Consider the following 11,398-nt stretch of genomic DNA (forward strand, 5'->3'; position numbering starts at 1 on the left):
GGAGCCGCCATGCGCCGCCTGCCTGCCACCGTGCTGTTGTGCCTGACCCTGGCCGCCTGCTCGGCGCAGGACGCGCCGCGCCCCGCCACGCTGGTCGCGGCCACGCCCGCACAGGCCGACCTGGGTGCGCTGCGGGTGCACTACAACGCGCTGCCGACGCTGGCGATGAGCGACAGCGTGGCGCGCCGCTACGGCATCGTGCGCGCCGCCGACACCGCCCTGGTGATGATCGCGCTGCGCCGCGTGCACGGCAGCGAAGAACTGCCGGCCACCGGCGAGGTGCGTGCCGTGGCCGCCGACCTGAGCGGCCGCCGGCAACCCATCGCCTTGCGCGAAGCGGTCACCGACGCCTACACCGACTATGTCGGCACGGTGCGCACCAGCGAGCACGACCAGCTGAATTTCGTGGTGGACGTGCGCAGCGCCGACGGCGCCGGCACGGTGCGCTTCAGCCGCAGCTTCTAGCGCGTTTTCGGGTCAGGCGCCGCCGCTCGCAGCGCCGGGCGGGAGCGGCAACGGAATCGGGTTCGGCACCGGCGCGCCGCGTTCGAAGGCGCTGATGTTGTCCAGCGTCGCCGCCATGATCTGGCCGATCGCCTCTTCGGTGAAGAACGCCTGGTGGCCGGTGACGATGACGTTCGGGAACGACACCAGGCGCTGGATCACGTCGTCGGTGATGACCGTGGCCGACAGGTCGTGGAAGAACAGGTCCGCTTCCTGCTCGTAGACATCGATCGCCAGGCCGCTCAGCCGTGCCGATTTCAGTGCGGCGATGACCGCTTCGGTATCGACCAGGCCGCCGCGGCTGGTGTTGACCAGCAGCGCGCCGAGCTTGATCCGCTGCAGCGCGGCCGCGTCGATCAGGTGCTGGGTCTGCGGCGTCAGCGGGCAGTGCAGCGAGACCACGTCGCTCTGCGCCAGCAGGGTCGGCAGGTCCGCATAGGTGCCGCCCTGGGCCAGGAACTCGGCATGCGGGAACGGATCGAAGCCGAGGATGCGGCAGCCGAAGCCGGCCATGATGCGGCCGAAGATGCGGCCGATCTTGCCGGTGCCGACCACGCCGACGGTGCGCCCGTGCAGGTCGAAGCCCATCAGCCCGTCCAACTCGAAGTTGCCGTCGCGGGTGCGCTGGCTGGCGCGGGCGATGCGCCGGTTGACCGCGATCAGCAGCCCCACCGCGAACTCGGCCACCGAGTACGGCGAATAGTCGCTGACCCGCGCGGTGGCGATGCCGTGGCGCTGCGCGGCCAGCGCGTCGACATGGTTGAAGCCGGTGGAGCGGGTGGTGACCAGACCCACGCCCAGCGTGGCCAGCAGCGCGAGTACGGCGTCATCGACCCGGTCGTTGACGAACACGCAGACCGCACCGCAGCCGGCCGCCAACGGCGCCGTCGCCGCGCTCAGCGCGTCCTGCACGAACACCAGGTCGTGGCCATGCGCGGCATTGGCCTGCGCCAGCAACTTCATGTCGTAGCGTCGCGCGCTGTAGACCGCCACTTTCATCGCACCGCTCCGCTGGTTACGCAGCGCCCAGCATCGGCGTGGCTCACGGCGCTGTCCAGCGCTGCGCGCCTTCGCCCTGCGCGCCCAGCGCATCGGCGGGGTTGCTCAAGCGGCAGCGGCGCAGCGACAGGCAGCCGCAGCCGATGCAATCGGTGAGCTGGTGGCGCAGTTGGGTCAGCTGCAGGATGCGTGCGTCCAGTTCCTGGCGCCAGGCCGCCGACATCCGCGCCCACTCCGCGCGCGTGGGCGTGCGCGCATCGGGCAGCTGCGCGAACGCGGCCTTGATGCTGTCCAGCGGCACGCCGACGCGCTGCGCAACGCGGATCACCGCCAACCGGCGCAGCACGTCGCGCGCATAGCGGCGCTGGTTGCCGGCGGTGCGCAGGCTATGGATCAGGCCCTTCTTCTCGTAGAAATGCAGCGCGGACACCGCCACGCCGCTGCGTTCGGCCACCTGCCCCACGCTCAGTTCCTCGTGCATCGCTTGACCTCGAGCCCGGTTGAGGTTGCATGCTGCGCGTCCGCTCCCCGCCGCGCAAGCGGCCGCTGCCGGCCCGTCTGCCCCGCACAAGGCTTTTCGATGAACCACGCCACGTCTTCCAGCAACGAATCCCAAGGCGCCGCACCGGCGCTGCCGGACGCCACCGCACCCGCAGCGTCCGCCGCCGATTCGGTGCTGGCACCGCGCTATCGCGCGACCACGCTGGGCATGGTCGCGCTGGTCTCGCTGATCGCCTTCGAAGCGCTGGCGGTGGCCACCGCGATGCCGACCGTGGCGCGCGAACTGGACGGCCTGCGGCTGTATGCGCTGGCGTTCGGCGGCACCCTGGCCACCAGCGCGATCGGCATGACCGTGGCCGGGCGCTGGAGCGATCTGCGCGGTCCGGCGGCGCCGCTGTGGGCCGGCCTGCTGTGCTTCGTGTGCGGCCTGCTGCTGGCCGGCTTCGCGCTGTCGATGCCGATGCTGCTGGCCGGGCGGCTGGTGCAGGGCGTGGGCGCCGGTGCGATCTCGGTGGCGCTGTATGTGCTGGTCGCACGGCTGTATCCGCAGGCGCTGCGGCCGCGCATCTTCGCCGCGTTCTCCGCCGGCTGGGTGGTGCCGTCGCTGATCGGGCCGAGCATCAGCGGGCTGATCGTCGAACACGTCGGCTGGCGCTGGGTGTTCCTGGCGGTGCCGCTGCTGGCATTGCCCTCGGCGGCGCTGCTGCAGCCGGCATTGCGCAGCCTGCCGCGCGTGGCCGCAGCGGCGCGTTCCAGCGCGGCGCCGTTGCTGTGGTCGATCGGCGCTGCGGCCGGGATCTGCCTGCTGTATCTGGGCGGCCAGCAGCGCGGCGCCTGGGCGGCGGCCACGGTGCTGCCGGCGCTGGCGCTGCTGCTGGCCTGCGCATGGCGGCTGCTGCCGCGCGGCACCCTGCGCGCGGCACGCGGGCTGCCCAGCGTGATCGCGCTGCGCGGCATCGCCGGATCGGCGTTCTTCGGCTGCGAGGCATTCCTGCCGCTGCTGCTGTCGCGCGAACGCGGCCTGTCGCCGACCTGGGCCGGGGTGGCCTTGAGCGTGGGCGCGCTGGGCTGGTTCGCCGGCTCCTGGTACCAGGGCCACTACGGCCGCGACGGCACCCGCCTGCGCCGGCTGCGCGTGGGCTGCGCACTGATGACGCTGGGCGTGGCGATCACCGCGTTGGCGCTGTGGCCGGCGCTGCCCGCGGCGGTCGCGATCGGCGGCTGGGCCGCCACCGGCCTGGGCATGGGCCTGATCTATCCGACCCTGTCGGTGCTGACCCTGACCCTGTCGCCGCCGGCGCAGCAGGGCGCGAACAGTTCGGCGCTGCAGTTGAGCGAGGCGATCGCGGTGGCGACCACGCTGGCGGTAGGCGGCTCGCTGTTCGCGGCGCTGCTGACCCGGTCGGTGGCCGCCGCGTACCTGTCCACCTTCGCGGTGGCCGCGCTGCTGGCGCTGCTCGGCGTGGGCATCGCCGGCCGCACCCAGGCGGTGCCGGCGCGCTGAGCCCGCGTGGGCGCGGCTACTGGCGCTGCGCCCAGGCCTGCACGATCGCCGCGATCGCGCGCACGCCGTCGGTCAATGCCGCCGGTCCCGGCTGCAGGATCAGCGGCGACTTGATCTCGAACAGCTGGCCGTCGCGCACCGCCGGGATCGCCGCCCAGCCCGGCCGTGCGGCCACGCGCTCGGGGCGGAAGCGCTTGCCGCACCACGAGCCGAGGATGATGTCCGGCGCGCGCCGCACCACTTCGTCGCCGTTGGCCAGGATCCTCGCCTTGGCCAGCGGTTCCACCGACAGCTCCGGAAACACGTCGTCGCCGCCGGCGATGCGCACCAGTTCGGCGACCCAGCGGATGCCGGTGATGATCGGCTCGTCCCATTCCTCGAAATACACTTTCGGCCGCCGCGGCAGCGCCGCCGCCTGTGCCGCGACCGTGTCCAGCCCGCGCTGCAGCTCGTCGGCGTAGGCCGCGGCACGCGCGCCGACGCCGACCAGCGCGCCGAGCCGGCGGATGTAGTCGAGAATGCCGTCGACGCTGCGGTGGTTGGCGATCCACACCTCCACCCCGTTGCGCACCAGTTCGGCGGCGATCTCGGCCTGGATGTCGGAAAAGCCGATCGCCAGATCCGGCTGCAGCTTGAGGATCTCGCCGATCTTGGCGCTGGTGAAGGCGCTGACCTTGGGCTTGTCGCGGCGCGCCTGCGGCGGACGCACGGTGAAACCGCTGATGCCGACGATGCGCGCCTGCTCGCCGAGCGCGTACAGCGTCTCGGTGGGTTCCTCGGTCAGGCAGACGATGCGCTGCGGACCCACGTCAGTCCTCGACCGGCATGCGGAAATACACCACGCGCTCGGTTTCCTCGAACCCGCAGGCACGGTGCGCGGCCTGCGCCGCGGCGTCGTCGATCAGCGCATCGGAGGCCAGCTCGCTGCAGCCCTGCGCGCGGGTCCACTCGCGCACCTCGCGCAGCAGCGCGCGGCCGATGCCGTGGCCGCGCCACGCCGGCGCCACGTACCAGCCTTCCAGAAACCCCACCGGCGAACTGTCGGTGCCGTTGACATAGTCCTGGCGCAGGGTGACGTCGGCGAAGCCGATCGCCTGGCCATCGCCGGCGAAGGCCAGGAAATTGGCCGCGTCCTCGCGCTGCAGCGCTTCGGCCACGCCGCCGAAGGCATCGCGCTCGTCCGGCCACAGCGCCATCCGCAGCGCCGCCCAGGCGCGCAGGTCGGCGGCAGCGGCGGCGCGGATCGAGAACCGCTCGGTCACGGGAACAGCATCCGCTTGGACCAGTGGCCGGCGGCGTCGGCGGCGTAGTGCCAGCGCTCGTGCAGGCGGTACTTGCCGCCGTACCAGAACTCGAAGCTGCGTGGCACCACGCGGAACCCGCCCCACCCGTCCGGGCGCGGCACCTCGCGGCCTTCGAAGCTGGCCTCGGCCTTGGCCACGCGCTGCTCGAACTCCTCGCGCGACTGCAAGGTGCGCGACTGCGCCGACGCCCACGCGCCGATCTGGCTCATGCGCGGACGCGAGGCGAAATACGCATCGGCCTCGGCCGCGGCGACCAGTTGCACCTCGCCATCGATGCGCACCTGCACCCCGTCCTCGCGCATGCGCCGCCACAGGAACAGCAGCGAGGCCTGCGGGTTGGCCTGCAGCTCGCGGCCCTTCTGGCTGTCCAGGTGGGTGTAGAACACGAAACCGCGCGCGTCGTAGGACTTCAGCAGCACCACCCGCGAGGACGGACGCGCCTCCAGCGTGGCCGAGGCGACGACCATGGCGTTGTATTCGGCCTCATCGCTGGTCCGCGCCTCCGCGAACAGGTCGGCGAACGTGGACAGGGCTTCGGCGTAGAGATCGGGCATGGCGGCAAGGCACTCGGCGGACGATGCCCCATTGTCGCGCCATGCACGGCGCGACGCACGCGGCAGCGCGGGGCTGCCATGGCGCCGGCCCTACCGGCCCTGACCGCGTGCCGCGATCGGCTGCGCGCTCGCCAGCCTTTGCTGCGGCCCGCAGCACCGCGCGACACATGCCGTGCGCAGGGCCGCGCGGCCACGGGCGCCGCGACCGGCGCGCTGGCCGTCCCAGCTGACTGGCCGCCAACGCCGCGCAACGCGCAGAGGCGCCGCCCAGCGCCGCGACGCGCTCGTGCCGCAAGCGCATCGGCACGCGCTCGGCGCAATGCATGCAAGCAGCGCGACCGGCCTGCGCACGCGGCGCGTCTGCTAGCATCGGCGGATGAATCCCGCCCCCAATCTCGTGCTGGTCGGCCCGATGGGAGCCGGCAAGAGCGTCATCGGCCGCCGCCTGGCCGAGCGCTTCAGCCTTGCCTTCGTCGATAGCGACCAGGCCATCGTCGAACGCACCGGCGCGAGCATCGCCTCGCTGTTCGAGCATGCCGGCGAAGCCGGTTTCCGCGAGCACGAGCGCACCGTGTTGGAAAGCGTGCTCAGCACCCCCGGCCACCTCATTTCCACCGGCGGCGGCGCCGTGCTCGACGCCGACAGCCGCCGCGAGATGCGCGAGCACGGCTTCGTGGTCTACCTGCGGGTCAGCGTGGCCTCGCAGCTGCAGCGCCTGCAACGCGACCGCAGCCGCCCGCTGCTGCAGCGCGGCGACCGCGAACGGGTGCTGCACGAGCTGCACGCGGTGCGCGAGCCGCTGTACCGCGAAGTCGCCGACCTGATCCTGGACACCGACCACCTCAATCCCGCCGAAGCCACCGCGCAGCTGGTCGTGCGCCTGGCCGCGTCGTGGAAACTTCCGGACCCCATTGCATGACTGTCTCCCAACGCAGCGTCGCGGTCGAAGGCGACCCGGCCTACACCATCCGCATCGGCCCCGGCCTGCTCGACGACGGCGCGCTTCTGGCCGAGCACGTGCGCGGCCGCCATGTGCTGCTGCTCAGCGACAGCAACGTCGCCCCGCTGTACGCGGCGCAGGTCCGCCAGGCCTTGCTGGCCGCGCGCCCGGAATTGCAGATCGGCGCCTTCACGATCCCCGCCGGCGAGGCCTCCAAGACCCTGGACAATTTCGGCGCGGCGATCGCCGCGCTGGCCGAGCTCGGCGCCACCCGCGACGCCTGCGTGCTGGCGCTGGGCGGCGGCGTGGTCGGCGATCTGGCCGGCTTCGCCGCCGCGTGCTGGATGCGCGGGGTCGACTGCGTGCAGCTGCCGACCACGCTGCTGGCGATGGTCGATTCGTCGGTCGGCGGCAAGACCGCGGTGGACATCGCCCAGGGCAAGAACCTGGTCGGCGCGTTCCATCCGCCGCGCGCGGTGCTGGCCGACACCGCCACCCTGCGCAGCCTGCCGCCGCGCGAACTGCGCGCGGGCCTGGCCGAGGTGATCAAGTACGGCGCGATCCGCGACCCGCTGTTCTTCGAATGGCTGCATGCCGAACGCCACGCGCTGCTGGGCGCCGAGCCCGCCGCGCTGGCGCAGGCGATCGCGCGCAGCTGCGAGCACAAGGCGGAGATCGTGGCCCGCGACCCGCTGGAGAAGGGCGAGCGCGCCCTGCTCAACCTCGGCCACACCTTCGGCCACGCGATCGAGACCGAACAGGGCTACGGCGCGCCCGGCAACGCCAACCTCAACCACGGCGAAGCGGTGGCGGTGGGCATGGTGCTGGCGGCCGAACTGTCGGCGCAGCTGGGCATGGCCACGGCGCAGGACACCGAACGGCTGCGCGCGCTGCTGGCCGACTACGGCCTGCCCACCGCGCTGCCGGCCGGACTGGCGCCGCAGGCGCTGCTGGCGCGGATGCGGCTGGACAAGAAGAACATCGCCGGGCGCCTGCGGCTGGTGCTGTGGCGCGGCATCGGCCGGGCCGAGGTGGTGCCGGACGTGGACGAGGCGGCGGTGCTGGCGGTGCTGGACGCCGCCGTGCGCGCCGCGGCATAGCGCACCGCGTCGAGCCGCGGCATCCATCCGCCCTCGGCGGCCGGCGCGCCGCAAGTCCCTATGGGAGCGACCTCAGTCGCGACGAGCGACGTGGTGGGTCTCAGTCTCACCACGTCGGACCTCCCACAGCGCCCCCAGCCGGAACCAGCATGCGCGCGTGCCCTGCACCGCGTCCGGGGCGCAGGCCTGCGCCAAGACGCGCGCGCCCCGGACGTCGCGCGTCGTCCATGGTTCAGCGCGCTGGCAAATGCGCATATCGCGCCGGCCGCCTGCCGCCGCGGCCGCCCACCGACCGCGGCCCGGACGCCCTGCCGGCTTCCCCACCCGTCCCATAACGCGCGGCCGGCGCCGACGCCGCGGCGACCCGCGATGGGTACAATCGGCCCATGCGCGTCTTCCTACAGCAACGCCCCGGCGGCAACGAGCCGCCCCGCTACATCCAGCTAACCCTGCAACCGGACCTGTTCGGCAGCTGGGAGCTGTTGCGCGAGAGCGGCCAGATCGGCGGCCGCGCGCAGCTCAAGCGCGAGCAATACCTGCTGCAGGACGAGGCCCACGCCGCCTTCGAGAAAGCCCGCGATGCGCAAATCAAGCGCGGCTTCCAGGTCATGTTCACTCGCGGCGCCGACGCCCCGCGCTAAGGAAACCCCCATGCTCAAGAACGACCGTCTGCTGCGCGCCCTGCGCCGCGAGCCCGTGGACCAGACCCCCGTGTGGCTGATGCGCCAGGCCGGGCGCTACCTGCCCGAGTACCGCGCCACCCGTGCCCGCGCCGGCAGCTTCCTGGCGATGGCCAAGACCCCGGAACTGGCCTGCGAAGTGACCCTGCAGCCGCTGGCGCGGTTCCCGCTGGACGCGGCGATCCTGTTCTCCGACATCCTCACCATCCCCGATGCGATGGGCCTGGAGCTGTATTTCGTCGAGGGCGAAGGCCCGAAGTTCAAGCACCCGGTGCGCGACGCGGCGGCGATCGCCCGGCTCGGCGTGCCGGACATGGAGACCGAACTGCGCTACGTGATGGACGCGGTGCGGGTGATCCGCCGCGAGCTGGACGGCAGCGTGCCGCTGATCGGCTTCTCCGGCAGCCCGTGGACGCTGGCCTGCTACATGGTCGAGGGCGGCGGCAGCGACAACTACGCGCGGATCAAGGCGCTGGCCTTGAACGAACCGGCGGCGCTGCACCAGTTGCTGTCGGTCAACACCGACGCGGTGATCGCCTACCTGGCGGCGCAGCGCGCGGCCGGCGCGCAGGCGCTGCAGGTATTCGACACCTGGGGCGGCGTGCTCAGCCCGGCGATGTACCGCGAGTTCTCGCTGCCCTACCTGCAGCGCATCGCCCGCGAACTGCCGCGCGGCGACGGCGCCGAGCGCACCCCGCTGATCCTGTTCGGCAAGGGCAACGCGCCGTATCTGGAAGAGCTGGCCGCGTCCGGCGCCGAAGGCCTGGGCGTGGACTGGACCATCGACCTGGCCGATGCCGCGCGCCGCACCGGCGGCCGCGTCGCGTTGCAGGGCAACCTGGATCCAGCGACACTGTACAGCTCGCCGGCGGCGATCGAACGCGAGGTGCAGCGCGTGCTGCGCAGCTATGCCGACGGCAACGGCTCGGCGGAAGGCCATGTGTTCAACCTCGGCCACGGGCTGTCGCCGGACATGCAGCCCGAGCACGTCGGCGCGCTGGTCGCCGCGGTGCAGCGGCACAGCCGCCGCGGAGTGGCATAGCGCCGCGCGCTGAGCCGTCGCATCCGCTGGGCGCCTTGCGTCCCTCGGATGCGGGGGGCGGCGCAACATGCACTTCCAACATCTTGCAGTCGGGACTGAAGTCCCTCCCACAGAACCCAGCCGGCCCGCCGCAAGCTCCCTGTAGGAGCGGCTTCAGCCGCGACGAACGAAGTGGTGAAGCCGACGACTGCGAGCATCGGTCGGGGCTGAAGCCCCTCCTACAGTGCACCCAGCCAACTTGCCGCAAGCTCACTGTAGGAGCGACTCCAGCCGCGACGAACGAAGCGGCGGACCCGACAGCTGCGGACACCGGTCGGGACTGAAGCTCCCTACAGTGCACCAGCCAACTCGCCACAAATCCCTGTAGGAGCGGCTTCAGCCGCGACGAACGAAGTAGCGGACCCGACAGCTGCGGACACCGGTCGGGACTGAAGCTCCCTACAGTCCACCAGCCAACTCGCCGCAAATCCCTGTAGGAGCGGCTTCAGCCGCGACGAGCGAAGTGGCGGACCCAACAGCTGCGGACACCGGTCGGGGCTGAAGCCCCCTACCGTGGACCAGCCAACTCGCCGCAAATCCCTGTGGGAGCGACTTCAGTCGCGACGAACGCAGCGGTTAACCCGACAGCTGCGGACAGCTTCGGCACCGAAGCCCCGCACAGAACAGAAGACGACACGCCGCACGACGCGCCCCGCTCCGCCGTCGCAGCAAGGCCGCCGTGCTCGCCACGCGCCACAACCGCCCGCTGCTGCACGACGCCGCGACGCGATCTGCGCGATCCTATGCATCCCTCGCGTTGCCGTGCGTGCCGATGTCCGCGCCCTCCCCCGATCCGATCTCCGTTCCGAACTACCGCAGTTTCCGGCCGCTGCTGTGGCTGGTGTCGCTGGCCATCTTCATGCAGATGCTGGACGCGACCATCGTCAACACCGCGCTGCCGGCGATGGCGCGCAGCCTGGGCGAGAGCCCGCTGCAGATGCAGTCGGTGGTGTTCAGCTATGCGCTGGCGGTGGCGATGTTCATCCCCGCCTCGGGCTGGATCGCCGACCGCTACGGCACGCGCCGCACCTTCCTGGCCGCGATCGTGTTGTTCACCCTCGGCTCGCTGCTGTGCGCGGCGGCGCCGCGCCTGCCCTACCTGGTCGCCGCGCGCGTGCTGCAAGGCATCGGCGGGGCGATGCTGCTGCCGGTCGGGCGCCTGGCGGTGATGCGCTCGGTGTCGCGCGAGCAGTTCCTGAGCGCGATGAGCTTCATCGCGATCCCGGCGCTGATCGGGCCGCTGGTCGGGCCGACCCTCGGCGGCTGGCTGGTACAGGTGGCGTCGTGGCACTGGGTGTTCCTGATCAACCTGCCGATCGGCGCGATCGGCTTCGCCGCGGCGCTGAAGGTGATGCCCGATTTCCACGGCGAGCAGCGCACCCGCTTCGACCTGATCGGCTACGCGATGCTGGCCTTCGGCATGATCGCGCTGTCGCTGGCGCTGGACGGGATTTCCGAACTGGGCCTGCGCCATGCGTTCGTGATGTTGCTGGCCATCGCCGGCCTGGCCGCGCTGATCGGCTATTGGCTGCACGCGGCCAACGCGCCGGCGGCGCTGTTCCCGCTGCACCTGTTCAAGGTGGTCAGCTTCCGCATCGGCATCCTCGGCAATCTGTTCGCGCGCGTGGGCAGCGGCAGCATGCCGTTCCTGATCCCGCTGCTGCTGCAGGTCGGCCTGGGCATGAGTCCGATGCGCGCGGGCCTGATGATGATCCCTGTGGCGCTGGCCGGCATGGCCGCCAAGCGCGCGGCGGTGAAACTGGTGGAGAGCTACGGCTATCGCCGGGTGCTGATGAGCAACACGGTGCTGGTCGGCGTCGCGATGGCCAGCTTCATGCTGTTCGACGCCGGCCAGCCGCTGGGCTGGCGGCTGCTGCAGCTGGCGCTGTTCGGCGCGGTCAATTCGTTGCAGTTCACGGTCATGAACACGGTCACGCTGCGCGACCTGGACCGCGACCAGGCCAGCGCCGGCAACAGCCTGCTGTCGATGGTGATGATGCTGGCCACCGGCTTCGGCGCCGCCGCCGCGGGCAGCCTGCTGGCCGCCTTCAACGACCACCTCGGCGACAGCCACGGCGCCACCGCCGCACTGCACGCGACCTTCGTCTGCGTCGGCGCGATCACCCTGACCTCGACCCTGATCTTCTGGCAGCTGCCGGATACGCGGCCGCATCCGGACAAGGTGGAGGAAGTGGCTGAGTAGCTGAGGGGCCGGGATTGGGGATTCGGGA

At 71.8% G+C, this 11,398-nt stretch carries 12 protein-coding genes; 7 read left to right on the plus strand and 5 right to left on the minus strand.

Features of this window, described 5'->3' with window-relative positions; all coding sequences use genetic code 11:
• Positions 1-9 precede the first annotated feature (9 nt).
• Positions 10-465 carry a DUF4426 domain-containing protein gene (locus HDC36_RS08545; protein WP_179566294.1) on the plus strand — a complete coding sequence of 152 codons (456 nt, stop codon included), beginning with the start codon at positions 10-12 and terminating at the stop codon, positions 463-465.
• Between the two features lie 12 nt (positions 466-477).
• On the opposite strand, the gene HDC36_RS08550 is transcribed toward HDC36_RS08545, so the two are convergent.
• Complete coding sequence (locus HDC36_RS08550) at positions 478-1,503, minus strand: 2-hydroxyacid dehydrogenase (protein ID WP_179566296.1); 1,026 nt, start codon at positions 1,501-1,503, stop codon at positions 478-480.
• A 43-nt stretch (positions 1,504-1,546) separates the two neighbouring features.
• Positions 1,547-1,984 carry a redox-sensitive transcriptional activator SoxR gene (soxR, locus tag HDC36_RS08555; protein WP_179566298.1) on the minus strand — a complete coding sequence of 146 codons (438 nt, stop codon included), beginning with the start codon at positions 1,982-1,984 and terminating at the stop codon, positions 1,547-1,549.
• Between the two features lie 99 nt (positions 1,985-2,083).
• On the opposite strand from soxR, the gene HDC36_RS08560 reads away from it, so the two are divergent.
• Positions 2,084-3,508: an MFS transporter gene (locus HDC36_RS08560; protein WP_179566300.1), complete on the plus strand. Its 1,425-nt coding sequence runs from the start codon at positions 2,084-2,086 to the stop codon at positions 3,506-3,508.
• 16 nt (positions 3,509-3,524) lie between these two features.
• Here HDC36_RS08560 and HDC36_RS08565 read toward each other — a convergent pair whose 3' ends face one another.
• Genes HDC36_RS08565 through pdxH form a run of 3 tightly spaced genes read right to left on the minus strand, consistent with a single transcriptional unit; the run spans position 3,525 to position 5,366 of the window.
• Positions 3,525-4,316 carry a cobalamin-binding protein gene (locus tag HDC36_RS08565; RefSeq protein ID WP_179566302.1) on the minus strand — a complete coding sequence of 264 codons (792 nt, stop codon included), beginning with the start codon at positions 4,314-4,316 and terminating at the stop codon, positions 3,525-3,527.
• A 1-nt stretch (position 4,317) separates the two neighbouring features.
• The gene (gene aac(6'), locus HDC36_RS08570; RefSeq protein ID WP_179566304.1) at positions 4,318-4,770 is read right to left on the minus strand and encodes an aminoglycoside 6'-N-acetyltransferase; all 453 of its coding nucleotides are present in this window, start codon (positions 4,768-4,770) and stop codon (positions 4,318-4,320) included.
• Positions 4,767-5,366, minus strand: coding sequence for a pyridoxamine 5'-phosphate oxidase (gene pdxH / locus HDC36_RS08575; RefSeq protein ID WP_179566305.1), 600 nt, complete (start codon positions 5,364-5,366; stop codon positions 4,767-4,769). Before pdxH ends, aac(6') begins: the two co-directional genes overlap by 4 nt.
• Positions 5,367-5,742: 376 nt before the next feature.
• Between pdxH and HDC36_RS08580 the strand changes: the two genes are divergently transcribed.
• The 5 genes from HDC36_RS08580 (at position 5,743) to mdtD (ending at position 11,370) form a co-directional block, all read left to right on the plus strand.
• A complete protein-coding gene (locus HDC36_RS08580) occupies positions 5,743-6,285 on the plus strand; it encodes a shikimate kinase (protein ID WP_179566306.1) in 543 nt (180 codons plus the stop codon).
• Positions 6,282-7,406 (plus strand): 3-dehydroquinate synthase, encoded by a 1,125-nt coding sequence (gene aroB, locus HDC36_RS08585; protein WP_179566307.1) that lies wholly within the window; start codon positions 6,282-6,284, stop codon positions 7,404-7,406. The genes HDC36_RS08580 and aroB overlap by 4 nt, the downstream gene beginning before the upstream one ends.
• A gap of 386 nt (positions 7,407-7,792) precedes the next feature.
• The gene (locus HDC36_RS08590; protein ID WP_179566308.1) at positions 7,793-8,047 is read left to right on the plus strand and encodes a WGR domain-containing protein; all 255 of its coding nucleotides are present in this window, start codon (positions 7,793-7,795) and stop codon (positions 8,045-8,047) included.
• 10 nt (positions 8,048-8,057) lie between these two features.
• Positions 8,058-9,128 (plus strand): uroporphyrinogen decarboxylase, encoded by a 1,071-nt coding sequence (hemE, locus tag HDC36_RS08595; protein WP_179566309.1) that lies wholly within the window; start codon positions 8,058-8,060, stop codon positions 9,126-9,128.
• Between the two features lie 811 nt (positions 9,129-9,939).
• On the plus strand, positions 9,940-11,370 hold the full coding sequence (gene mdtD / locus HDC36_RS08600; protein ID WP_179566310.1) for a multidrug transporter subunit MdtD: 1,431 nt from the start codon (positions 9,940-9,942) through the stop codon (positions 11,368-11,370).
• Positions 11,371-11,398 lie beyond the last annotated feature (28 nt).

This window comes from Xanthomonas sp. JAI131, from assembly GCF_013410075.1.
In the GTDB taxonomy this organism is placed as follows: domain Bacteria; phylum Pseudomonadota; class Gammaproteobacteria; order Xanthomonadales; family Xanthomonadaceae; genus Xanthomonas_A; species Xanthomonas_A bonasiae.